The sequence below is a fragment of the Pseudomonas sp. TE3552 genome (genome assembly GCF_056278945.1).
The window spans coordinates 1,546,655-1,571,606 of record NZ_JBWBQJ010000001.1 but is presented as its reverse complement, the minus strand read 5'-3'; the positions used below and the strand labels follow the sequence as shown (position 1 = coordinate 1,571,606).

The window sequence follows — 24,952 nt, the reverse complement described above, 5'->3', positions numbered from 1 at the left end:
GAGGGAGCTTGCTCCCGCTCGGCTGCGTAGCAGTCGTAAAACCTGAAAATGCGGTGTGCCTGACAGAACCTGGATTTAGTTTTGGGGCTGCTGCCCAGCCCAGCGGGAGCAAGCTCCCTCGCCACAGGTGTCCTTTGCTCACCAGCTAACTGTCTTCTTCTATGTCGAGCAACAAATTCTCCAGCGCCTCGCGGTACTCGCCCGGTTCCTGCCACAGACCCCGTTGCTGCGCTTCCAGCATGCGCTCGGTCATGTCGCGCAAGGCATGGGGATTGTGTTCGCGGACAAAGTCCCGGGTCGCCGGATCGAGCAAATAGGCGTCCGCCAGCAACGCATACTGGTGATCGTCGATCAACTGCGTGGTGGCGTCGAATGCAAACAGGTTATCGACCGTCGCCGCCAGTTCGAAAGCGCCTTTGTAGCCATGACGCTTGACCCCCTCGATCCACTTCGGATTGGCTGCCCGGGAACGGATCACCCGGTTCAGCTCTTCCTTCAACGTGCGGATTTTCGGCAAGTCCGGCTGACTGTGGTCGCCATGGTAACTGGCCGCTGTTTCGCCGCTGAGGCTTTCGACGGCTGCCAGCATGCCACCCTGGAACTGGTAATAGTCGTTGGAGTCGAGCAAGTCGTGCTCGCGGTTGTCCTGGTTTTGCAGCACTGCCTGCACCTGGCTCAGACGCTGGGCGAACTGTTCGCGGGCGGCGGTGCCTTCATCGGAGCCGCCGTAAGCGTAGCCGCCCCAGTTCAGGTAAACCTCGGCCAGGTCCTCGCGGCTTTGCCACAAGCGACCGTCGATGGCGCCCTGCACGCCCGCACCATAAGCCCCCGGTTTGGCCCCGAAGATGCGCCAGCCGGCCTGCCGCCGAGCCGCGTCTTCATCGAAACCGGATGCCAGCAGCGCTGTGCGCTCAGCACGGACCTTGGCTGCCAACGGGTTGAGATCGTCCGGCTCATCCAGCGCGGCGACCGCTTGCACGGCGGCGTCGAACAGCCGGATCAGGTTGGCAAAGGCATCGCGGAAGAATCCGGAGACGCGCAAGGTCACGTCCACCCGCGGCCGGTCCAGCAGGCTCAACGGCAAAATCTCGAAATCGTCGACCCGCTGACTGCCCGTCGCCCATACCGGCCGCACGCCCATCAACGCCATCGCCTGGGCAATGTCGTCGCCGCCGGTGCGCATGGTCGCGGTGCCCCAGACCGACAGGCCGAGCTGACGCAGGTGATCGCCGTGATCCTGCAAGTGCCGCTCAAGAATCAGGTTCGCGGACTGAAAACCGATGCGCCACGCGGTGGTGGTCGGCAGGTTGCGCACATCCACAGAATAGAAATTGCGCCCGGTGGGCAACACGTCCAGCCGCCCGCGACTGGGTGCGCCGCTCGGGCCGGCGGGGACGAATCGACCGCCGAGGGCGTCCAGCAGGCCGCGCATTTCAGCCGGGCCGCAGGCGTCCAGACGTGGCGCAACGACTTCGCGCAGGCTGTCGATGATGGCGTTCACTTCCGACCAATCACCCTCCTGTGGGCCTTTGTGGCGAGGGAGCTTGCTCCCGCTGGACTGCGCAGCAGTCCCATCTTTTGGGGCCGCTTCGCGACCCAACGGGAGCAAGCTCCCTCGCCACAGGGGCTCGCTCCCACAGGGTCCGGGGATGGCTTGTAGCTCGACCTCGGCATTCAAAGCCTGCTCGATCAGCTGCGCGGCGAACAGCTCCAGACGCTCGCGGGTATCCCCCGCCGTGCGCCACAGCTCATCACTGATCGACTGCAATGCCTGCGGACGAGGACCGTTCCAGGGCTCGGCCAACACGCAATCCAGCGGATCGAAACCCAGTGCGAACGCCTTGGCCAGCGCCCGCAACAAACTCGATTGCGCCCCACGACCATCGCCGCGCGGAATCCGCAGCAAGGCCAACAAGGTGTCGATGCGCAATCGCCCGGTCGGCGATTCGCCAAACACGTGCAGGCCATCGCGGATCTGTGATTCCTTCAAGTCGCACAGGTACGTGTCCAGACGTGGCAACCAGATCGCCGCGTCGGCGTCACTGTCGAGCTTATCGTCCAGTTGCAGTTCGCGGTCGATGTGCGTGTCGCGCACCAATTGCAGAATGTCACGCTGCAACTCTCGGGCGCGGCGTGGATCGAGCAATTGCGCTTCGTAATATTCGTCAGCCAACAATTCGAGATTGCGTAGCGGGCCGTAGGTTTCGGCGCGGGTCAGTGGCGGCATCAAGTGGTCGATGATCACTGCCTGCGTACGACGCTTGGCCTGGGCGCCCTCGCCCGGGTCATTGACGATGAACGGATAGATGTTCGGCAGCGGCCCGAGCAGCGCGTCCGGCCAGCAGCTCTCGGACAGCCCGACACCCTTGCCCGGCAGCCATTCGAGGTTGCCGTGCTTGCCGACGTGAATCACCCCGTGAGTACCGTAGGTGTTGCGCAACCAGAAGTAGAAAGCGAGATAGCCGTGGGGCGGCACCAGGTCCGGGTCGTGATAGACCGCGCTCGGGTCAACCTGATAACCCCGCGCCGGTTGAATGCCGACGAAGGTCAGGCCGAAGCGCAGACCGGCGATCATCATTCGCCCGCCACGGAACATTGGATCGTTTTCGGGCGAGCCCCAACGTTCCAGCACCGCTTGGCGATTGGCCTCGGGCAGCGCGTTGAACATCAGGTAGTAGTCGTCCAGCGCAAGGCTTTGCTGGCAGGGGCGCTGATCGATGGTCTCCAGGTCATTGCTGACGCCGCCGAGCAACTGCTGGATCAGCGCGGTGCCGCTGTCCGGCAGTTCAGCCGGCAATGGATAACCTTCAGCCTGCAATGCCCGCAGGATATTCAGCGCCGCCGCCGGTGTGTCGAGGCCGACGCCATTGCCGATACGCCCATCGCGCGTCGGGTAGTTAGCGAGGATCAAAGCGATGCGTTTTTCGCCATTGGGCACTCGCGCCAGATCGATCCAGCGCCGCGCCAATTCGGCGACAAAATCCATGCGCTCAGGTTGCGGCCGGTAGCAGACCACGTCGGACTGGCTGCGCTCGCTGCGCCAGGCCAGGTCCTTGAAACTGATCGGCCGACTGATGATTCGCCCGTCCAGCTCCGGCAGTGCGATGTGCATCGCCAGGTCGCGGGGGCCGAGGCCTTGTTCGCTGGCGCGCCAACCGGGTTCATTGTCCTGGGCGCAGATCGCCTGGATCACCGGAATATTGCGGCGAAACGGTCGCAGGTGCGGTGCTTCGGGGCTGGATTGGGCGAAACCGGTGGTGTTGAGAATCACCCCTGCCTCGACTTCATCCAGCAAGTCCTCAACCACCGTCAGGCAGCCGGGCTCTTTCAAACTGGCCAGCGCAATCGGCAATGGGTTCAACCCCGCCGCCTGCAAACGCTGGCAGAAAATATCGATGAAACCGGTGTTCGCCGCCTGCAAATGCGAGCGGTAAAACAGCACCGCCGCCACCGGCTGATCAGCTTGCCAGTCGGCTTGCCAATCGCTCAACTCAGCGGGGCTTTTTTGCGGGTGGTAGATCGCCGTGCGTGGCAGGGTTTGCGGCTCGGACCACGGGTAATCGCGGCCCAGCCAGCGACTGGCGAGGCAGCGAAACAGGTCGAGCGCGTTGGCCATGCCGCCCTGACGCAGGAAGTGCCAGAGCCGATCGCGGTCTTGCGCGGTTACGGTGCTCAGGTCACTGAGTTCCGGGTCCGGGCGATCGTCCCCCGGCACCAGAATCAGCTGTACGCCGCGCTGGGACAATTCCACCAGACGCTCAATGCCGTAACGCCAATAGGCGATGCCGCCGTGCAGCGAGATCAGAATCACCTTGGCGTGGCGCAGCACTTCGTCGACGTAGAGATCCACCGAGGCATGATTCTGCACCTGCATCGGGTTGGCCAGACGCACGCTCGGGTAATCGTCGGGCAACTGCTGCGCCGCTTCGGCGAGCAACGCCAGGCTGGAATCGCCGCTGCACAGGATCACCAGCTCGGCGGGGGTTTGTCCAAGGTCGGCAATGTTGTCATCCGACACGAAACCGCCGGGCTGGGTCCTGAGCAGGTGCATGGGTTAAACGCTGAGCGCAGCGCGCAATTGCGCTTCGAGTTGAACGGCGTCCAGCGCCTGACCGATCAACACCAGACGGGTGCTGCGTGCCTCTTCGGCGCCCCACTGACGGTCGAAGTGCTTGTCGAACCGCGTGCCCACGCCCTGGATCAGCAGGCGCATCGGCTTGTTCGGTACCGCCGCGAAACCTTTGACCCGCAGGATGCCGTGCTGGACCACCAGTTGCGTCAGCGCGTCCATCAGCAGGCTTTCGTCGGCTTGTGGCAGCTCGATGGAGATCGAGTCGAACGCGTCATGGTCATGATCGTGATCGTCTTCACCTTCATGGTGATGATCATGATGGCTGTGGCGGCTGTCGATGTGTTCTTCGGAACCGGCACCGAGGCCGATCAGCACGTCCAGTGGCAGACGACCGCTGCTGGCCTCGATGACTTTCACCGCTGGTGGCAGCTCTTCGGCGACTTCCAGGCGCACGCGGGCCAGGTCTGCGGCGCTGATCAGGTCAGCCTTGTTGAGAATCACCAGGTCGGCACTGGCCAGTTGATCGGCGAACAGCTCGTGCAGCGGCGATTCGTGGTCCAGGTTCGGGTCGAGTTTGCGCTGGGCATCCACTTGATCGGGGAACGCAGCGAAAGTGCCGGCGGCGACGGCCGGGCTATCGACCACGGTGATCACCGCGTCAACCGTGCAGGCGCTACGGATTTCTGGCCATTGGAAGGCTTGAACCAAAGGCTTTGGCAGGGCCAGGCCCGAGGTTTCGATGAGGATGTGGTCGAGGTCGCCGCGACGGGCCACCAGTTCGCGCATCACCGGGAAGAATTCTTCCTGAACGGTGCAGCACAGGCAGCCGTTGGCCAATTCATAGACGCGACCGCTGGCTTCTTCTTCGGTGCAACCGATCGAGCATTGCTTGAGGATCTCGCCGTCGATGCCCAGCTCGCCGAACTCGTTGACGATCACCGCGATGCGGCGGCCCTGGGCGTTGTCGAGCATGTGGCGCAGCAAGGTGGTTTTGCCCGAGCCGAGGAAGCCGGTAACGATGGTGACGGGGAGTTTGGCCAGTGTTTTCATCGGATGCCCTTTGGCAAGGTGGCGGGCATACGGGACGACGACCGGCAACGCGGGCGCGCGTGCCTGAAGAGTTCGCCACCGGATCACCCCGCCCGGTTGAAAGTGAGAATCTGTGTCGAGGCAGGTCTCCTGGCTGACGGTGTGCCGGGCGGGTCAGCCTGGCATTCGCTGCGCCTTCCCGCGAACCCGTTGCACAGGGTTTGCAGTGGCGTGGCAGCGAACATCACCGTTCACAGTTGCGGGGGCAGCCGCGGCATCGACCGCGTTCCCTTCTTAGCTTCGACAGACGCCGAAGAACCTCGAAAGCGCAAGGCTACGCATCGTGTGGGGGCGGGTCAATGTCCTATAGGAGAATGCGATCACTTGGAGGGGGGTTGCCTGTGGCGAGGGAGCTTGCCCCCGTTCGAGCGCGAAGCGGTCGCAATCAGATACATGCGGTCTGCCTGTAGATATGCAGTGCATGGTTTTACGACTGCTTCGCAGCCGAGCGGGAGCAAGCTCCCTCGCCACAGGTATTTGGTGTCAGTTGAGAACCCATGCCAATTGACTCCCCGCCCTCGCCCATGCTCTCCTACACACCTTGTTACGGGTGCCCTTCACAGGGTGAAACGGGAAACCGGTGAATCATGTGCTTTACTCTAAAGCCATGTCAGTCCGGTGCTGCCCCCGCAACGGTAAGCGAGTGAAGCGTCAGATCCACTGTGCCGGTCATACGGCATGGGAAGGTGATGCTTGCAGGTTTCGGCGCAAGCCCTGCCCCTCGCGAGCCCGGAGACCGGCCCGCAACACAAAGTGACTCTTACGTTCACTGAATAACAAACCCGCGGTGGGCGGGCGCTGTTCGAAATCTCTGCGAGCCCTTGGCCTGTGGAGGTTTTCATGCGCTCTATTCACCCGCTGACAGACCAGAGGGAAGCGCCATGTCGATCATCAGCAGCACCGGCAGCAACACCGATAAAAAGAGCACGATCAGCACCACTTCAACCCTGAGCCAACGCCTGACCGCCGCTTTTTGTGCGTCGATCCTTGGCGCTAGCCTGGTGTATTTCGCCGGTTTCTCTCACATTGAAGCGGTGCACAACGCCGCGCACGATACCCGTCACAGCTCCGCCTTTCCGTGCCATTGAGACCTGCTGAGATGATCAAGCGTATTGCGCAAACCGCAGGGTTCACCGGGCTGCTGGCCGCTCTGCTATTGACCCTGCTGCAAAGCTTTTGGGTCGCCCCGCTGATTTTGCAGGCCGAAACCTACGAAAAATCCGAGCCGGCCGCTGTTGAAATCCACGAACACGCTGCAGGCGCTGTCGCTCACACCCATGATGCCGAAGCCTGGGAACCGGAAGACGGCTGGCAGCGCGTGCTGTCCACTACCGGCGGCAACCTGGTGGTGGCAGTCGGTTTCGCCTTGATGCTCGCCGGTCTCTACACCCTGCGTGCACCGACCAAGACCTCTCAGGGCCTGCTCTGGGGCCTGGCCGGTTATGCGACGTTCGTGCTGGCACCGACCCTCGGCCTGCCGCCGGAGCTGCCGGGCACTGCCGCGGCTGATCTGGCGCAACGGCAAATCTGGTGGATCGGCACTGCCGCGTCCACGGCCGTCGGCATCGCGCTGATCGTGTTCAGCCGTCACTGGCTGATGAAAGCTCTCGGCGTGGCGATCCTGGCCGTGCCGCATGTGATTGGCGCACCACAACCGGAAGTCCATTCGATGCTGGCGCCGCAAGCCCTGGAAGCGCAATTCAAAATCGCTTCGCAGCTGACCAACGTGGCGTTCTGGCTGGCCCTGGGCCTGATCAGCGCCTGGTTGTTCCGCCGCAAAAGCGATGGTCAATACCGCGCATGACTGACGTCAGCGCAGCGCCGACCCTGGTGGTCGGCCTGGGCTGCCAGCGCGGCTGCCCGGTCAGTACGCTACGGGCGCTGCTCGATCAGGCGTTACAGGCCCATCAAATCGAGCTTCGTGAGATCAAGGCCCTGGCCAGTATCGACCTGAAGCGCGAAGAACCCGCCCTGATCGAACTGGCCGAACAGCTGGCATTGCCGTTGATGTATTTCAGCAGCGAACAATTGGCCGGTTATGAACCGCAACTTAGCCACCACTCGGACATCGCGTTCGAACGCACCGGCTGTTACGGCGTGGCGGAAAGTGCCGCACTGGCCCTGGCCGAACAATTGGCCCAGGCTCCGGCAAAGTTGCTGATTCCTCGACAAAAATACGCCCAGGCCACCCTGGCATTGGCCAGCGCTGCGTAAAATCCCGATAATCCCCGCCTTCGATCATGAGCATTCTTCATCTGCAGCGTGCCCAAGCCCTTTTTCTGACAGGAATCGACGATGACCGTCTACTTCATTGGCGCCGGCCCCGGCGACCCGGAACTGATCACCGTCAAAGGCCAACGGCTGATTCGTAGCTGCCCGGTCATTATCTATGCCGGCTCCCTGGTCCCTGCCGCCGTGCTGGAAGGCCACCGGGCCGAACAGGTGGTCAACAGCGCCGAATTGCACCTGGAACAGATCATCGAACTGATCAAGACCGCCCACGCCAACGGCCAGGACGTGGCCCGGGTGCATTCCGGCGACCCAAGCCTGTACGGCGCGATTGGCGAGCAGATTCGCTACCTGCGTGAACTCGACATCCCTTTCGAAATTATTCCCGGCGTCACCGCCACCGCCGCCTGCGCGGCCCTTCTGGGTGCCGAACTGACCTTGCCGGACGTGTCACAGAGCGTGATTCTGACCCGCTACGCCGACAAGACCGCGATGCCGGCCGGGGAAGAACTCGGTAGCCTGGCGCAGCACGGCGCGACCATGGCCATCCACTTGGGGGTCAATCATCTGGAGAAAATCCTCGCCGAACTTCTACCGCACTACGGTGCCGACTGCCCGATTGCCGTGATTCACCGGGCAACGTGGCCGGATCAGGATTGGGTGGTGGGGACGCTTGAGGACATTGCCGAAAAGGTCAAAGCCAAGGGATTTCGCCGAACGGCGCTGATTCTGGTGGGTCGGGTGCTGGGCAGCGATCACTTCAGTGAGTCGTCGCTGTATCGCGCGGGGCATGCGCATTTGTATCGCCCTTGAGCCAACCACTCCCTGTGGCGAGGGGCTTGCCCCCGTTCGGCTGCGCAGCAGTCGTAAACCAGACAACTCGGTGTATCTGAAAAATGCAGAGGGCCGCTTCGCGACCCAACGGGGGCAAGCCCCCTCGCCACAGGTTACCGATCTCCCATAAAAAAACGGTGCTCACGGGCACCGTTTTTTATGTCGCAGCGAACACCTTAGTAGTAGGCGTTTTCTTTCTGCGTGTGGTCGGTCACGTCACGAACACCCTTGAGCTCGGGAATGCGTTCAAGCAAGGTGCGCTCGATGCCTTCCTTCAGGGTGACGTCTGCCTGGCCGCAGCCCTGGCAACCGCCGCCGAACTTCAGCACGGCGATACCGTCTTCGACCACATCGATCAGGCTGACCTGACCGCCGTGGCTGGCCAGCCCCGGGTTGATCTCGGTTTGCAGGTAGTAGTTGATGCGCTCGTTGACCGGGCTGTCGGCGTTGACCATCGGTACTTTGGCGTTTGGCGCCTTGATGGTCAGTTGGCCGCCCATGCGGTCGGTGGCGTAGTCGACGACTGCATCGTCCAGGAAGGCTTCGCTGAAGTGATCGATGTACGCGGTGAAGCTTTTGAGCCCCAGCGCGGTGTCTTCGGGTTTTTCTTCGCCCGGCTTGCAGTAGGCAATGCAGGTTTCGGCGTACTGGGTGCCAGGCTGGGTGATAAAGACGCGGATACCGATACCCGGGGTGTTCTGCTTGGACAGCAGATCGGCCAGGTAATCGTGGGCGGCGTCGGTAATGGTAATAGCGGTCATGGAAACTCCTCGCAGGCTTGGACGCAGTTTACGCCAATCATCGCGCCGGACAAAGTCCTAGTATTTTTGTCAGGAAAGCAGCCATCAAAGATTCTCGTAGCGGTTCATGTCCAGCACGCCCTCTTCCACCGGGTCGGTGTCGTGGATATACCGACTCAAATCATGGAAATACTGCCAGAACTGCGGATGACTGCGGCGAATGCCCCAGCGTTCGACGATTTTCTCGAAGCTGGCGGCGTCTTTGGCGTTTTCCATCTCGTCGACGAAGGCCGGCACCTGCCCGGCCGGGATGTTGAACATGAAGTTCGGGTAGCTGCTCATAACACCCGGATAGATCGTCAACGTATCGAGCCCCGGCTGATAACGCAGCGATTCACCGAGCAGGAACGCCACGTTGCTGTGGGCCCGGTTGCGCAGCAGGCTGTAGACCTCGCGCTTGCCGCTTTGGCTCTCGATGCGCAACATCGTGGCTTCCGGCAACTGATCGATGACTTTCAAACCGGCAGCCGGGCGCGAAGTCAGGCGGCTCAGGGCCTGCTCGGCATTCTGCAAATCCAGATCAATGTTCGGCCGTGAGCAGTAAGCGCCGTCGCAGCGGTTGATCGGGTCAGGCTTGGCATTGAGTTCGCCGTACCGGGCCAGCAACTGCAGTGCGAAATCGCGTTTCGGGTCCTTTTCGTCCAGCGTCAGCGCCGTTGGTTTGTCGTTGTCGATGTCCTCGTAATCCAGCCACATCTTGAACTTGCCACTGTTCTGGTACCAATCGTCGAGAAAGCCGTCCCGCGAGTCGGCAGGCATCAGGCGCAGGAAGTTCTGCTCGGCACCATTGCGGATCAGGTCGAAGTACAGTCGGGTCTGGGCCTGATGGGACACGTTGCCGAATACGTCGAAGTTAACCGCCAACTGATAATACGTTCGCTCGAGCAGCGGGTAATCGAACAACCAAATGGTTTGCGGGACGTCACCGATCAGCCCCTTATTCACCGAGGCGCCGTCGAAATGCCGGAAGATGCTCAACAGAGCGTTGTCATTGCCGGCCCACAGGGTCGACCAGCTCGGTGGCGGCAGATCGGCGTAGCTGTCCCGGCGCAAGGCTTCATATTCATTGCGTTTGTTGCGGTAGTCGCGCCACAGGCTCAGGACACTGCCGACGTCATCGTTCTGCCCCGGCATCGCCAGCAACGGCGTAGCCTGGCCGCGATATTTCGGGTCGGTGATGTACAGGTCATGCTCCGGAGCCTGGAACAGCGCCCAGAAATTGTCGCGAATCACATCGGTAGCGATCTGACCACGGCAGACCGGACCGCGAATAAAGGTGCGCACGAAGTATTCGGCGTTATCGAGCATGAACTGGTAACGCGCCTGGGCCGGGATTGCCTCAAAGGTCGTGAACGGATTGGCCCGTCGCTCCGGCCCATAACCCGGTAATGCGTTGACCTGCCAGTTGCCGTTGTAAAACAGGCTTTTGATCCGCGCCATCTTCGCCGCGCTCAGCGGATAGGTGATGTGGGTCTTGTGCACGATCACGCCCTGCACCGGCCACAGACGGTAATAAACCTGAGTGCCCGGGTCGTCATTCGGTCGGCGGGTGTTGATCAAGTCAATGGGCTGCCCCGTCGGCGTGCGCGAACGTACCCACTGAAAGAAATGCCCCGGCTCGCCATCCTTGAAATACAGATGCGCCAAAAACCAGTGTTCGAACAACCATCGCCCCACCAGGCTTTCGCGTGCGCCCGGCGCGTTCAGCAGGTTTTCCCACTGCACCACCTGCAAGGCTTCCTTCGCACTGGGCACCAGGCCCTGCTCATCGATCGGCGCGCCAGAGGCCAGCCAGCGTTGCAACGTCTGGTATTGCTGATCGGTCAGGCCGGTGACCGCCAGCGGCATGCCTTCTTTCGGGTGAGAACTGGCATAACCGTTGAACTCCGCCGGCATGGCGCACATGTTTTCCCGGTTCAGGCCCAGGACGATCTCTTCCGGTAGTTTGGCATTGGGTTGCAACGGCGTTTTGTGGCCCAGTTCAAGCATTCGCGCCATCAATGCCGCCTGGCTGCCCTGGGCGTCGAGTACCGAATAAAAGCCCTTTTGCTGCCAGGCACGCTTGCCGAAGGCGTCATAGAACAGCCGGGTCGGCGCTGCGGCCTGCCTGCGTTCGCCATCATAAACAGGCGCCTTGGTTGCACCTCGGGCCGCCCCTTCGCCACTGCCCAGATTGAGCTGACAGGCGGAGTCGTAGCAGGCATGGCAGGCCACGCACTTTTCGGTGAAGATCGGTTGGATGTCCCGGGTGTAGGAAATATCCGGACCTTGCGCAGCGGCGCCCCCGCTTAAAAACAGCATCAACAAGCTGGTGACGACGCGATACGACATGTCCCTGGTCCTGATCATGAGAAAACGTCGCGATTCTACCGGTCTGGCCCGCGCACCAACATGAACGATATTCATGCAAAACCGGCACATGCTCCAAAAGCGCACAGGTTTGTTATTATCCCGGCCCTTCGTCATGGCCTTACCGAGTAGTCCAAATGTCCGATCGCAGCGTTCGCCTTCAAGCTCTCAAGCACGCCCTCAAAGAGCGCATCCTGATTCTCGATGGCGGCATGGGTACGATGATCCAGAGCTACAAGCTCGAGGAGCAGGATTACCGTGGCAAACGCTTCGCCGACTGGCCGAGCGATGTCAAAGGCAACAACGACTTGTTGGTGCTGACACGTCCTGACGTGATTGGCGGCATCGAGAAGGCCTATCTGGACGCCGGCGCCGACATTCTGGAAACCAACACCTTCAACGCCACCCGGATTTCCATGGCCGATTACGGCATGGAAGAACTCGCCTACGAATTGAACGTAGAAGGCGCTCGCCTGGCCCGCAAGATTGCCGATGCGAAAACTCTCGAGAACCCGGACAAGCCGCGTTTCGTCGCTGGCGTACTCGGCCCGACCAGCCGCACCTGCTCGCTGTCGCCGGACGTGAACAACCCTGGCTACCGCAACGTGACCTTCGATGAGCTGGTGGAGAACTACACCGAAGCCACCAAAGGCCTGATCGAAGGCGGTGCCGACCTGATCCTGATCGAAACCATCTTCGATACCCTCAACGCCAAAGCGGCGATCTTCGCCGTGCAAGGCGTGTTCGAAGAACTGGGCGTCGAGTTGCCGATCATGATCTCCGGCACCATCACCGATGCCTCCGGCCGCACACTGTCGGGCCAGACCACCGAAGCGTTCTGGAACTCCGTGGCCCACGCCAAGCCGATCTCCGTCGGCCTGAACTGCGCCCTCGGGGCCAGCGAGTTGCGTCCGTACCTGGAAGAACTGTCGAACAAGGCCAACACCCACGTTTCCGCGCACCCGAACGCCGGTCTGCCGAACGAATTCGGCGAGTACGACGAGCTGCCGGCAGAAACCGCCAAGGTCATCGAAGAATTCGCCCAAAGCGGCTTCCTCAACATTGTCGGCGGTTGCTGCGGCACCACGCCGGGGCACATCGAAGCCATCGCCAACGCCGTGGCCGGTTATGCCCCGCGTGAAATTCCGGATATTCCCAAGGCCTGCCGCCTGTCGGGCCTGGAACCGTTCACCATCGATCGCAGCTCGTTGTTCGTCAACGTCGGCGAGCGGACCAACATCACCGGCTCCGCCAAATTCGCCCGCCTGATCCGTGAAGACAACTACACCGAAGCCCTGGAAGTCGCGCTGCAGCAGGTTGAAGCCGGCGCCCAGGTGATCGACATCAACATGGACGAAGGGATGCTCGATTCGAAGAAGGCCATGGTGACCTTCCTCAATCTGATTGCCGGTGAACCGGACATCTCCCGCGTCCCGATCATGATCGACTCCTCCAAGTGGGAAGTGATCGAAGCCGGCCTCAAATGCATCCAGGGCAAGGGCATTGTCAACTCGATCAGCATGAAAGAAGGCGTCGAGCAGTTCATTCATCACGCCAAGCTGTGCAAGCGCTACGGCGCCGCGGTGGTAGTGATGGCCTTCGACGAAGCCGGCCAGGCCGACACCGAAGCGCGCAAGAAAGAAATCTGCAAACGCTCCTACGACATTCTGGTCAACGACGTCGGCTTCCCGCCGGAAGACATCATCTTCGACCCGAACATCTTCGCCGTGGCCACCGGCATCGAAGAACACAACAACTACGCTGTGGACTTCATCAACGCCTGCGCCTACATCCGCGACGAACTGCCGTACGCCCTGACCTCCGGCGGCGTGTCCAACGTGTCGTTCTCGTTCCGTGGCAACAACCCGGTGCGCGAGGCGATTCACTCGGTGTTCCTGCTGTATGCGATCCGCAACGGCCTGACCATGGGCATCGTCAACGCCGGCCAACTGGAGATCTACGACCAAATCCCGGTGGAGCTGCGCGACGCTGTTGAAGACGTGATCCTCAACCGCACCCCGGAAGGCACCGATGCCCTCCTCGCCATCGCCGACAAGTACAAGGGCGACGGCAGCGTCAAGGAAGCCGAGACCGAAGAGTGGCGCAACTGGGACGTCAACAAGCGTCTGGAGCATGCGCTGGTCAAGGGCATCACCACCCACATCGTCGAGGACACCGAAGAATCGCGCCTGTCCTTCTCGCGCCCGATCGAAGTGATCGAAGGCCCGTTGATGGCCGGCATGAACATCGTCGGCGACTTGTTCGGCGCCGGCAAAATGTTCCTGCCACAAGTGGTGAAGTCCGCCCGCGTGATGAAGCAGGCCGTGGCTCACTTGATTCCGTTCATCGAACTGGAAAAAGGTGACAAGCCGCAAGCCAAGGGCAAGATCCTCATGGCCACGGTCAAGGGCGACGTGCACGACATCGGCAAGAACATCGTCGGCGTGGTGCTGGGTTGCAATGGCTACGACATCGTCGACCTCGGCGTGATGGTGCCGGCGGAGAAGATCCTGCAAGTTGCCAAAGAGCAGAAATGCGACATCATCGGCCTGTCCGGCCTGATCACGCCTTCGCTGGACGAAATGGTGCACGTGGCCCGCGAGATGCAGCGTCAGGACTTCCATCTGCCATTGATGATCGGTGGTGCGACCACGTCCAAGGCGCACACCGCCGTGAAGATCGAACCCAAGTACAGCAACGACGCAGTGGTGTATGTCACCGACGCCTCCCGCGCCGTGGGCGTGGCGACCCAACTGTTGTCCAAGGAACTGAAAGCCGGTTTCGTCGAAAAAACCCGCGAGGAGTACATCGAAGTCCGCGAGCGCACCGCCAACCGCAGCGCCCGCACCGAACGCCTGAGCTACCCGGCAGCCATCGCCAAGAAGCCGCAGTTCGACTGGGGCAGCTATGAACCTGTCAAACCGACGTTCACTGGCGCCAAGGTGCTGGACAACATCGACCTCAAGGTTCTGGCCGAATACATCGACTGGACGCCGTTCTTTATCTCCTGGGACCTGGCCGGCAAGTTCCCGCGCATCCTCCAGGACGAAGTGGTCGGTGAAGCGGCCACCGCGCTATACGCCGATGCCCGGGAAATGCTCACCAAACTGATTGACGAAAAACTCATCAGCGCCCGTGCGGTGTTCGGTTTCTGGCCGGCCAACCAGGTGCGCGACGATGACATCGAAGTCTACGGTGATGACGGCAAGCCATTGGCCAAGCTGCATCACTTGCGCCAGCAGATCATCAAGACCGACGGCAAGCCGAACTTCTCCCTCGCCGACTTCGTTGCGCCCAAAGACAGCGGCGTGACCGACTACGTGGGTGGCTTCATCACCACCGCCGGGATCGGCGCCGAAGAAGTGGCCAAGGCCTATCAGGATGCGGGCGACGACTACAACTCGATCATGGTCAAGGCCCTGGCCGACCGTTTGGCCGAGGCGTGCGCCGAGTGGCTGCACCAGCAAGTGCGTAAAGACTACTGGGGTTACGCCAAGGACGAGACGCTGGACAACGAGGCGCTGATCAAGGAGCAATACACCGGCATCCGCCCTGCTCCTGGCTACCCGGCGTGCCCGGATCACACCGAGAAAGCCACGCTGTTCAAGCTGCTTGACCCGGAAGCGGAAGAACTCAAGGCCGGCCGCAGCGGCGTGTTCCTCACCGAGCACTACGCCATGTTCCCGGCGGCAGCGGTCAGCGGCTGGTACTTCGCGCACCCGCAGGCGCAGTATTTCGCCGTGGGCAAGATCGACAAGGATCAGGTGCAGAGTTACACCTCGCGCAAAGGTCAGGAGTTGAGCGTGACCGAGCGTTGGCTGGCGCCTAACCTGGGTTACGACAACTAACCCCCATCCCCTGTGGGAGCGTGGCTTTGTGGCGAGGGAGCTTGCTCCCGTTGGACTGCGTAGCAGTCCCATTTTTTGGGGCCGCTTCGCGACCCAGCGGGAGCAAGCTCCCTCGCCACAAAGGCTCCCACAGAGTTCGAGTCTGTTGTCTATGCTTGCCTTATACACATTCGTGACGGGGGATATATGGACGATCCAGTCGACAACAACAAGCCACCGACCTTCTGGCAGATGCTGCACAGCGTCATGGCGGCGGCGTTCGGGGTGCAGAGCGGGAAGAACCGGGCCCGGGATTTCACCCAAGGCAAGCCGAGTCATTTCGTGATTTTGGGGATTCTGTTCACGGCAGTGTTCGCGTTGACGCTGTTTGGCATCGTCAAACTGGTGGTGTACCTGGCGGGTATCTGAACCGGCTCAGTGCATCAGGGTTTGCAAGCTGAACGGGTAGCGATACGACGTGGGCCTGCCCTTGGCCGAGAGTCTTTTAAAATCCACGTCGTAATCCTGAGTGGTTCTCAAGGCCAGCAGTCGCCTGGCTTGCGCGTGGTCGATCAGCTCCAACAATGGAATCTGCCGGTCGCGCCCGCCGTACCGGCTGACATCCACGCCCTGATCGTAGTCATGCAACTGCACCAGAGCCCACCCACCCAGGGTGAAGTGCCCGCCCAGCAGCACGCTCAAACGGCCATCCAGCAGCGCCTGCAAGGCGGCCGGTGAATTGTTGACGGCGCTGAACAGCACGCCCTTGCCGGGCTGGCCTCCCGTTTCGGCGTACGCCTGCATGGCGCCGAAAGCCATTTCATCGTTAGCCGACCAGACCAGCGATGTTTGCGGGTAACGCTTGAACAATAACCTGGCCTGTTCATAGGCGCGCTCGCGGGTCCAGCCGCCATACACCAACTGGCGCAACCGCACTTCAGGGTGTTCGGCCAATGCCCGCATCATGCCCTGCTCACGCTGTTGCGCAGCGGGCGTGAGCTTCAGGCCGGAAAAGGCCACAAGGTCAATGACTTCACCGGGTGCGATTGGGCGATGCTGGCGAATCAGCTCCTTAAGCATCAGGTAGCCGCCCTCCTCATTGTTGGGCACCAGGCTACCCAACCAGTCGGGATACTTGTCCGGCTGGGCGCCGAGCAGGCGCATCTGGTCGGCGGTCAGGCCGTTGTTGACCAAAAACAGCTTCACGCCGCTACCTTGAGCCAGGCGCAGGATTTCGGGGGCAACATACAGTTCGTTGGAGAACACCAGATAGTCCGGCCGACTCGGCCCTTGTAGCGCTTCGCGGGCCTGTTTGAGTGTGGTCTCGGCGTTTCGCTCGGCATATTGGATATGCAAATCCATGCCCAGGTCCTTGGCCGCGGCCTGCATGAACTGCGAGTAACTGACCCAGAATATCTCTTGAGAGGTCCCAGGATTGAGAAACAATACGGACGCCGCCTGGGCACACGGTCCCAGGACCGCGCCAAGCGCCAGCACTACACCACAGAAGAACTTCAACATTGATCGTCCGAGCCCCCGGAAATTCGCCCGCGCATTATAGCCAGCGAAGTCCCGTAAAACGGCGCTTATTCCGGTTTTATCCAACAATCGTTGGTGCCGGGCCCGGACGGGGTCGGTTATTGATGGCTGACCCAGAACACCGCCGTGCCCACGACCAGGATGATCAGGAACAAAATCGCCCAAGCGTCGACCGTGCTATCGCTTTTCCTTGCTTTGGTTGGGTTGCTCATTGCATCGCCTCTTGTCGGTTTTATCGGTGATTGCATAAAGACTCGAGCACAGTTAAGACGATGATTGCCCGCACCACAAATGAGGGTTTTACCACTACGAATTTCATTAGTCGTTTTGGTTCTTTGCATATACTCAAACATCACTTTTGCGCATAACTGCAAACTGGTATCTTGCGTCGGCTCCGTTGGGAGTGCGCGGCCGTGCGCGCAGAATTGCCGAGGCTGTATCGGATGAAAGCTTGCGAAAACGCAGCTGTATCCAACCGGCCCAAGCCTGAGAACAGGACTTATATGTACGTATACGACGAGTACGATCAGCGGATCATCGAGGACCGCGTCAAGCAGTTCCGTGATCAGACCCGACGCTATCTGGCAGGCGAGCTGAGCGAAGAAGAGTTCCGCCCCCTGCGCCTGCAAAATGGCCTTTATATCCAGCGCTTTGCCCCGATGCTGCGGGTGGCGGTGCCTTATGGCCAACTCACTTCGCGCCAGACGCGAATGATGGCCAAAATTGCCCGTGACTACGACAAGGGCTACGCCCACATCAGTACCCGGCAGAACGTGCAGTTCAACTGGCCGGCCCTGGAAGACATTCCAGACATCCTGGCTGAACTGGCCACCGTGCAGATGCACGCGATCCAGACCAGCGGCAACTGCCTGCGCAACGTCACCACCGACCAGTTCGCCGGTGTCGCGGCCGACGAATTGATCGACCCGCGTCCATGGTGCGAAATCGTCCGCCAGTGGACCACATTCCACCCGGAATTCGCCTACCTGCCGCGTAAATTCAAAATCGCCATCAACGGTTCGACGTCCGACCGTGCGGCCATCGAAGTCCATGACATCGGCCTTGAGCCGGTGCACAACGCCGCGGGCGAACTGGGTTTCCGTGTGCTGGTCGGTGGCGGCCTGGGCCGTACGCCGGTAGTGGGCGCGTTCATCAACGAGTTCCTGCCGTGGCAGGACTTGCTGAGCTACCTCGACGCCATTCTGCGGGTCTACAACCGCTACGGCCGTCGCGACAACAAGTACAAGGCGCGGATCAAGATTCTGGTCAAGGCCCTGACGCCTGAAGTGTTCGCGCAAAAAGTCGATGCGGAAATGGAACACCTTCGCGGTGGCCAGACCACCTTGACCGACGCTGAAGTGCATCGCGTGGCCAAACACTTCGTTGACCCGGACTACAAGGCGCTGGACAACCAGACCGCCGAACTGGCCGAGCTCGACAAACAACACCCAGGCTTCGCCCGCTGGCGCACTCGCAATACCCTGGCCCACAAAAAGCCGGGTTATGTGGCCGTGACCCTGTCGCTGAAGCCGACCGGCGTCGCGCCGGGCGACATCACCGACAAACAGCTCGATGCCGTTGCCGACCTCGCCGACCGTTACAGCTTCGGCCAACTGCGCACCTCCCACGAGCAGAACATCATTCTGGCCGATGTCGAACAGAGCCAGTTGTTCGCCATGTGGGGCGAGTTACGCGAGCAAGGTTTCGCCACGCCGAACGTCGGTTTGCTGACCGACATCATCTGCTGCCCTGGCGGTGATTTCTGCTCCCTGGCCAACGCCAAGTCGATCCCGATCGCCGAATCGATCCAGCGTCGCTTCGACGACCTGGACTACCTGTTCGACATCGGCGAGCTGGACCTGAACATCTCCGGCTGCATGAACGCCTGTGGTCACCACCACGTGGGCCACATCGGCATTCTCGGGGTGGACAAGAAAGGCGAAGAGTTCTACCAGGTTTCTCTGGGTGGCAGCGCCAGTCGCGATGCGAGCCTGGGCAAGATCCTCGGCCCGTCCTTCGCCCAGGAAGCCATGCCTGACGTGATCGAAAAGCTGATCGACGTGTACATCGAACAACGTACCGAAGACGAGCGTTTCATCGACACCTATCAGCGTATTGGCATCGACCTCTTCAAGGAGCGCGTCTATGCAGCGAATAATTAAGAACAACGAAGTCATCGACGAAACCTGGCACCTGCTGCCCAAAGATTTCAACATCGACGAGATCAGCAACTGCGACGACCTGATCGTCCCGCTGCAACTGTGGCGCGAACACAGCCGTATGCTCAAGGCCCGCGATGGCGGCCTGGGTGTGTGGCTGGATGCCGATGAAGAAGCCGAAGAAATCGGTGAAGACGTGGGTAATTTCCAGGTGATCGCCTTGAACTTCCCGGCCTTCACCGATGGCCGCAACTACTCCAATGCTCGCTTGCTGCGTGACCGTTACGGTTTCAAAGGCGAATTGCGGGCGATTGGCGATGTGCTGCGCGACCAGTTGTTCTACCTGCACCGCTGCGGTTTTGACGCGTTTGCGATTCGCGCCGATAAAGACCCGTACGAAGCCCTTGAAGGCCTCAAGGACTTCTCGGTGACCTATCAGGCCGCCACCGACGAACCGCTGCCGCTGTTCCGTCGCCGTTGATGTCCTGGCCTTGAACCCTTTGCGGGGTTCAAGGCCATCCTCTCCTAGGCCTGCTCGGTGATCACCGGAAAGGGCCGCCCCATCACCACCCAATCGCGATAAAGCCTGGCCCGATCCTCCAGCGACATGAAAATTCCCAGCGGATTTTCAGCATCGACCTCTGTGGCCTCGACCACCCGGTTCAGCCAGTTCCACAACTCGTCCGATACCTGCGCTTCGCTCAACAGTCGCCAGACCCTCGCTTGCAACGCCAGATAGTCGACCTGAAAGTCTGCCGTCAGGCTGAGCCCGTCGATGAGCCTCAGGAAACGACTGCCTGACGGCTTGACCGCCAGTTGCTGCCAGATCGTTCGCCTGGCTTGCTGCAGCGCTTCTTCCCCCTGTTGTAACCACGCCTCTGGATTGCCATAACCGGGCCCCGGCGCGTTCAACCACAGGTTGATCCCTGTGCGCTGTCGATGGCTGATCAGGCGCCGCAATGTGTCTTCGTCCGTTAACGGGTTGCCCCAAAGCTGCACTCGCCCCCGAACAATGGCCTGGCTCAACACCGCCGACGGAACCCGGGTGATCCGGTTGTCACGCAGGTCCAGCGACGTCAGGTAGGGCTCGTCCCTAATCCCGATCGGGCACGTACTGATCTCTGTTTTCCTCAAATTCACCTCGCGCAGGTTGTCCATCCCTAATAACACAGGCGAAACACTCAGGGGGTTTTCACTCAAGTCCAGTGATTGCAAGTTAATCAAGTCACTCAGTTGCGACGCCGTGTTCTCCCTGAACTTGAGAAACGTGTCTTTCAGATTCAGCGTTGTGAGATGGCTCATTCGCGGGATCGCAGGCGGCAAAACACTCTCCAGCGCCCCCATGGCGTCAGATAGCCGCAGATCGACTTTCTCCAGATTCAATACCCGCAGATTGGGGAAAGACTCCAGGAACCCGTTCAAGCTCTCACGCTCTGTCAGGTGAAATCCGCGCATCGACAACTCGATCACCTCGTTGAACTTGATGTTCATGATCGGCAAGCGGTGGTAGTCCTCGAACTCCAGATCCAGTTTGTATCCCGCTAACGCTTCGCCGGAATAAAGGCGATTGGCCTGCGGCGGACACTTTTGCCAGATTGAGATCAGCTCGTCGGCCAGTTCTATCCGGGTCTCGCGCTCGAGTTCCATCGCGCGCTGCACCAGCGCGACGTTATGCACCGCGATTTGCGCATGAGTCATGCCCACAGCGTCCTCGTCGCCAGCGGCCAGAAAGTCGATGTCCATGTCATCGACATCCTGCAGGGACCGGTCGATCCAACTGGTCAAATCCGTACTCAATTGCTCAGACTGTTGCTTCAGACCATCGAGGCGTGACTGAGCGCTTGCTCCGGCATGTTGCAGCCATTCATCGGCCTGCGCATTGCCGAAGTCGGGATAGAGCTCCCTGACTTGCAGTCTCATCGTCTCGTGGCTCAACGCCGCAGCCTGGAGGGTCGTCGGAAAGCCGCCACCCCTCAAGCCCTGCATTTCAAAAGGCAACCCTCCGTCCATTCTGCCCAGGCCCAGGCCGAACTCGGCGCGCGATAGCGTCCGGTCGCGAAGGTTGAGCTTCAGTTCGTTGGCCGGGTTCAGCGACTGCAACTGCAGCGCCGCCCGCTCATCCGCGGACAACACACCGATGACGGCCCCGTAAAAGTCCGTGCGCGCGATGGCCTGGGCGACCACATCAACGTATTGATAGTGGTCGCCGATTTTGATCAAGCGACGACAATCAGCCGCATCAAGCGAACCGCAACGATCCAGCACCCGACCTTGCAGCGAGCCGTCTAGCACCTCGATTCGCAGGCCTTTTGGCCATCCGGGCAAGTTTTTCAGCGAATGCAAGGCCAGCGTGTCCGAATCAGAATGGGCCACGGATCGCAGATAAAGGCCTTCGTAAGCACGGTTCAGCCTCACATGCTGCTGATACTGGCGGGCCTTGCCATCCCAATGGCCATCATCGTTGAAGAACCCGGCATTCTTCGTCAGCCGGTGCATTTTGGGATAAACCGCCATGCCCTCCAGCGCGGTCAGTACACCCGCATGAAAGGTGCCGTCCTCGCGATCCTCTTCGCAAAAGTGAGCCGCCAGTGCCTGTTTCGTATCGGCCTCCCTGCCCTGAGCCACGATCCATTGACGCAACTGCCGGCTATCGTTGAACTCATGCAACGGCGAGGAATTGCCGGGGATGTACAGCAGCACCCTGGAGCCTGATCGCGCTCGAAAACACCAGATATCGGTTGCCGTATAACGGTACAGTTTCAACCGACTCGCCTCGACGCTCGAAGGCATCCTTGTAGGCGCTTGCAGTTGCTCGATTGTCAGAGTTTCCCAGGTCTGCGCGGCAGGCAACCCGGCGGCTTGCATGGCGAGTTCCAGTCCCTTTCGGGACAGGCACCGTTCTTGATATTGCAGCCGGGCCGCCATGACGAAAGCGGCCTTGACTGATGTCCTCAGGGCATAAGGACCGGGAGCAGCAATGACCGCGTCCGACGGCCAGGCCTGATCAAGATAAGTCTGGTATCGACGGGAAAGAAACAACCCCCAGACCCACTGTTTGAAATCGGCAGGCCGCAGATTGATTTGCGTGTGCGGGCCATAGGATTGCGGAACCGTGGCGCGGTAAATCCCTTCATAGGTGTCATGGTTGCCGTTGCCCACATAGGCAAACTCATCGACCTTCTCGACAATGCGCACCGACGGCCCGATGTCGGGCGGTGTGTACAGCCCAAACGCGGTTTCGCCGAAGCGCCCGTCACCCACCGTCTGATAATTGCCAAGCAGCGCCTGGATCAGGGTGCGAGAACTTCCCACCTGCCCCTGGTGGACACCGTTCTCAGGAGGATGCCCATGGTAGTTATAGTCGAGCGTTACCAGCAGGGCTGTCTGCGGATCAATGTCGGCTCCCCACTTCTCCTTGATCAAGCGCTCACCAAACTGAGCGGGGGTTTGCGCAAGTGCGGTATCCACCGCGGCCTTCAGTTCGTTACGCATCAGGACATTGCGCGTTGGGGCGTCGCCATGGGCGTGATCATTCATGTGCATTCCATTGCAAATTCTTGGGAGCCACCAGAATACCCAGCCGCAACTCAAGCGTAAGTCGGAATGATCGGCAGGCCAGTTAGGACGTTTCGCAGAGCCCGCAGGAAAGTGAACAGTCTGAAATGCCGGGCGAAAAAAAACCGCGGAAAATCCGCGGTTTGATTTTTTCCGGAGACGTCTGCCAGAGGCTTACCAGAAGCGTTGCTGGGTCAAGCGGCTCCACCAGCTCAGCAATACGCGATCGATCGAACCGCTGGCCGCGATGCCAATGCGCTCCTGCAGGCTTTTGCGTTCGGCGTAATGCAAGTGATAGAGCTCGGACTGTTTGGCGCGCTCGGCAAGGTATTCATCGCTGGTCTTGAGTTCATCCACCAGTTGCTTGTCCAGGGCCGCGACGCCCAGCCAGACTTCACCGGTAGCCACTTCATCGATGGCCAGTTGCGGGCGATAGCGGGCAACGAAGTTCTTGAACAACTGATGGGTGATGTCCAGTTCTTCCTGGAACTTCTCCCGGCCCTTCTCGGTGTTTTCGCCAAATACCGTCAGGGTGCGCTTGTACTCGCCGGCCGTCAGTACTTCAAAATCGATGTCGTGTTTTTTCAACAGGCGATTGACGTTGGGCAACTGCGCCACCACGCCGATCGAGCCGAGAATCGCGAACGGTGCACTGATAATCTTCTCGCCGATGCACGCCATCATGTAGCCGCCGCTGGCCGCGACCTTGTCGATGCACACGGTCAACGGCACGCCGGCTTCACGAATCCGTGCCAGTTGCGAAGACGCCAGGCCGTAGCTGTGAACCATGCCGCCGCCGCTTTCCAGACGCAGCACCACTTCATCCTTTGGCGTGGCGAGGGTCAGCAGCGCGGTGATTTCGTGCCGCAGGCTTTCAGTGGCCGATGCCTTGATGTCACCGTCGAAATCCAGCACGAACACCCGCGGTTTGACCTCGGGTTTCTTCTTTTGCTTTTTCTCGGTTTTAGCCTGGGACTTGCGCAAGGCCTTGAGCTGATCCTTGTCGAGCAAGGTTTGCTCCAGGCGTTCACGCAGCCCTTTGTAGAAATCATTGAGTTTGCTGACTTGCAGCTGGCCCGACGACTTGCGCCGACCTTTGCTGCGCAACGCCGCAAAACTGGCCAGGACCACCAGAATGGCGATCACCAGGGTCACAGTCTTGGCCAGGAAAATGGCGTACTCGAACAAAAGCTCCACGGGGACTCCTTCAATCAATGCGCGGAATAAACATGCGCGGGATACCTCCAGCATACCCATGCACCGGCTCGGCGACCAGTCGTGAAACCTCTGGCAACAGGCCTGTAACGGGCATTTCAAACAAGCGTATGTTTTTTCATTGACAGCTCACCGTCATCCTCATAACCTCGCCAAACCTTCAACGTACCGGGATGACGCGGACGTGGGCAGCATCTATTTGATTCGACATGGCCAGGCCTCCTTTGGTGCAGACGACTATGACGTTCTGTCGCCGACCGGTATTCGCCAGGCAGAAATCCTCGGCCAACACCTGGCCGAACTGGGTGTCAGCTTCGATCGCTGCCTGTCGGGCGACTTGCGCCGCCAGCAACACACGGCCAACAGCGCGCTGGAACAGTTCGCGGCCGTCGGGTTGCCGGTGCCTACCCTGGAAATCGATTGCGCCTTCAACGAATTCGATGCCGACGCAGTGATTCGTGCCCTGCTGCCGGCAATGTTGGAGGACGAACCCGAAGCGCTGGAGATCCTGCGTAACGCTGCGCAAAACCGTGCGGAGTTCCAACGCATCTTCGCCCTGATCATCGAACGCTGGCTCGCCGGCACCTACGACACACCGGGCCTGGAAAGCTGGCTGGGCTTTGTCGAACGCGTACAAGCTGGCCTGCAGCGGCTGCTCGATCACGCCGACAACACCCAGAAAATCGCCGTGTTCACCTCCGGCGGCACCATCACTGCCCTGCTCCACCTCATTACGCAAATGCCGGCAAAGCAGGCATTTGAACTGAACTGGCAAATCGTCAACACCTCGCTCAACCTGCTCAAGTTTCGTGGTCGCGAGGTGACCCTGGCTTCCTTCAACAGTCATACGCATCTGCAACTGCTGAAGGCCCCGGAACTCATCACGTTTCGCTGAGTCCGGACTATTTGTGACCCTGGCTGTAATCACCCAGCTCTTATTACCCAAGAAAGGATCGAACCATGACCTCCGTAGCTGATGCCGTACAAGCAATGAAAGCCAAGTTCAACCCAGCCGCTGCTGCTGGCCTGGACCTGGTATTCGGTTTCCGCATCGACGACACCAAGAACTTCTCGCTGATTGTCAAGGACGGCACCTGCGAACTGCAAGAAGGTGAAAACCCGGACGCCCAGGTCACTCTGGTGATGGACGGCGAAACCCTGGAAGGCATCGTCGACGGTTCGACCGACGGCATGCAAGCGTTCATGGGCGGCAAACTGCGCGCTGAAGGCGACATGATGCTGGCCATGAAACTGTCGGAGCTGTTCCCGGGCTAAGCACGTCGC

General features: G+C 60.3%; 17 protein-coding genes and 2 riboswitches. Of the genes, 10 read left to right on the top strand and 7 right to left on the bottom strand.

Going from position 1 to position 24,952, the window contains the following annotated elements:
* Window positions 1–145 precede the first annotated feature (145 nt).
* Both cobN and cobW read right to left on the bottom strand, forming a co-directional pair.
* Window positions 146–4,051, bottom strand: coding sequence for a cobaltochelatase subunit CobN (gene cobN, locus ACZ9BB_RS06970; RefSeq protein ID WP_476213113.1), 3,906 nt, complete (start codon window positions 4,049–4,051; stop codon window positions 146–148).
* 3 nt (window positions 4,052–4,054) lie between these two features.
* Window positions 4,055–5,122 carry a cobalamin biosynthesis protein CobW gene (gene cobW, locus ACZ9BB_RS06965; RefSeq protein WP_476213112.1) on the bottom strand — a complete coding sequence of 356 codons (1,068 nt, stop codon included), beginning with the start codon at window positions 5,120–5,122 and terminating at the stop codon, window positions 4,055–4,057.
* Window positions 5,123–5,224: 102 nt separating this feature from the next.
* Window positions 5,225–5,439, bottom strand: a riboswitch (cobalamin riboswitch).
* Window positions 5,440–5,692: 253 nt separating this feature from the next.
* Window positions 5,693–5,920: riboswitch (cobalamin riboswitch) on the top strand.
* 122 nt (window positions 5,921–6,042) lie between these two features.
* Here cobW and ACZ9BB_RS06960 point away from each other — a divergent pair.
* From ACZ9BB_RS06960 to cobM, 4 genes are all read left to right on the top strand, one after another.
* The gene (locus ACZ9BB_RS06960) at window positions 6,043–6,249 is read left to right on the top strand and encodes a CbtB domain-containing protein (RefSeq protein ID WP_448724437.1); all 207 of its coding nucleotides are present in this window, start codon (window positions 6,043–6,045) and stop codon (window positions 6,247–6,249) included.
* 11 nt (window positions 6,250–6,260) lie between these two features.
* A complete protein-coding gene (locus ACZ9BB_RS06955) occupies window positions 6,261–6,965 on the top strand; it encodes a CbtA family protein (protein WP_476213111.1) in 705 nt (234 codons plus the stop codon).
* On the top strand, window positions 6,962–7,375 hold the full coding sequence (locus ACZ9BB_RS06950) for a cobalamin biosynthesis protein (protein ID WP_007898224.1): 414 nt from the start codon (window positions 6,962–6,964) through the stop codon (window positions 7,373–7,375). The genes ACZ9BB_RS06955 and ACZ9BB_RS06950 overlap by 4 nt, the downstream gene beginning before the upstream one ends.
* An 81-nt stretch (window positions 7,376–7,456) precedes the next feature.
* Window positions 7,457–8,203, top strand: a complete 747-nt coding sequence (gene cobM, locus ACZ9BB_RS06945; RefSeq protein ID WP_476213110.1) for a precorrin-4 C(11)-methyltransferase — start codon at window positions 7,457–7,459, stop codon at window positions 8,201–8,203.
* 197 nt (window positions 8,204–8,400) lie between these two features.
* On the opposite strand, the gene nfuA is transcribed toward cobM, so the two are convergent.
* Together nfuA and ACZ9BB_RS06935 are read right to left on the bottom strand one after the other, a co-directional pair.
* A complete protein-coding gene (gene nfuA / locus ACZ9BB_RS06940; RefSeq protein WP_007941757.1) occupies window positions 8,401–8,985 on the bottom strand; it encodes a Fe-S biogenesis protein NfuA in 585 nt (194 codons plus the stop codon).
* An 84-nt stretch (window positions 8,986–9,069) separates the two neighbouring features.
* Window positions 9,070–11,355, bottom strand: coding sequence for a fatty acid cis/trans isomerase (locus ACZ9BB_RS06935; RefSeq protein WP_476213109.1), 2,286 nt, complete (start codon window positions 11,353–11,355; stop codon window positions 9,070–9,072).
* A gap of 155 nt (window positions 11,356–11,510) precedes the next feature.
* Here ACZ9BB_RS06935 and metH point away from each other — a divergent pair, with 155 nt between their 5' ends.
* Both metH and ACZ9BB_RS06925 read left to right on the top strand, forming a co-directional pair.
* Entirely contained in the window at window positions 11,511–15,221 is a 3,711-nt protein-coding gene (metH, locus tag ACZ9BB_RS06930; RefSeq protein ID WP_476213108.1) for a methionine synthase, read from the top strand.
* 186 nt (window positions 15,222–15,407) lie between these two features.
* On the top strand, window positions 15,408–15,629 hold the full coding sequence (locus tag ACZ9BB_RS06925; protein ID WP_476213107.1) for a DUF2970 domain-containing protein: 222 nt from the start codon (window positions 15,408–15,410) through the stop codon (window positions 15,627–15,629).
* A 6-nt stretch (window positions 15,630–15,635) separates the two neighbouring features.
* Here the strand turns inward: ACZ9BB_RS06925 and ACZ9BB_RS06920 are convergent, their stop codons facing one another.
* Window positions 15,636–16,721 (bottom strand): ABC transporter substrate-binding protein, encoded by a 1,086-nt coding sequence (locus ACZ9BB_RS06920; RefSeq protein ID WP_476213106.1) that lies wholly within the window; start codon window positions 16,719–16,721, stop codon window positions 15,636–15,638.
* Between the two features lie 521 nt (window positions 16,722–17,242).
* Here ACZ9BB_RS06920 and ACZ9BB_RS06915 point away from each other — a divergent pair.
* Both ACZ9BB_RS06915 and ACZ9BB_RS06910 read left to right on the top strand, forming a co-directional pair.
* Window positions 17,243–18,901: a nitrite/sulfite reductase gene (locus ACZ9BB_RS06915; protein WP_476213105.1), complete on the top strand. Its 1,659-nt coding sequence runs from the start codon at window positions 17,243–17,245 to the stop codon at window positions 18,899–18,901.
* Complete coding sequence (locus ACZ9BB_RS06910; RefSeq protein ID WP_476213104.1) at window positions 18,885–19,379, top strand: DUF934 domain-containing protein; 495 nt, start codon at window positions 18,885–18,887, stop codon at window positions 19,377–19,379. Before ACZ9BB_RS06915 ends, ACZ9BB_RS06910 begins: the two co-directional genes overlap by 17 nt.
* A 44-nt stretch (window positions 19,380–19,423) precedes the next feature.
* Here the strand turns inward: ACZ9BB_RS06910 and ACZ9BB_RS06905 are convergent, their stop codons facing one another.
* Window positions 19,424–22,435 (bottom strand): leucine-rich repeat domain-containing protein, encoded by a 3,012-nt coding sequence (locus ACZ9BB_RS06905; protein WP_476213103.1) that lies wholly within the window; start codon window positions 22,433–22,435, stop codon window positions 19,424–19,426.
* A gap of 192 nt (window positions 22,436–22,627) precedes the next feature.
* Window positions 22,628–23,650 (bottom strand): protease SohB, encoded by a 1,023-nt coding sequence (gene sohB / locus ACZ9BB_RS06900; protein WP_476213102.1) that lies wholly within the window; start codon window positions 23,648–23,650, stop codon window positions 22,628–22,630.
* 202 nt (window positions 23,651–23,852) lie between these two features.
* Between sohB and ACZ9BB_RS06895 the strand changes: the two genes are divergently transcribed.
* Window positions 23,853–24,563 (top strand): histidine phosphatase family protein, encoded by a 711-nt coding sequence (locus ACZ9BB_RS06895; RefSeq protein ID WP_476213101.1) that lies wholly within the window; start codon window positions 23,853–23,855, stop codon window positions 24,561–24,563.
* 65 nt (window positions 24,564–24,628) lie between these two features.
* Complete coding sequence (locus tag ACZ9BB_RS06890; RefSeq protein ID WP_007941766.1) at window positions 24,629–24,943, top strand: SCP2 sterol-binding domain-containing protein; 315 nt, start codon at window positions 24,629–24,631, stop codon at window positions 24,941–24,943.
* Window positions 24,944–24,952: the final 9 nt, after the last annotated feature.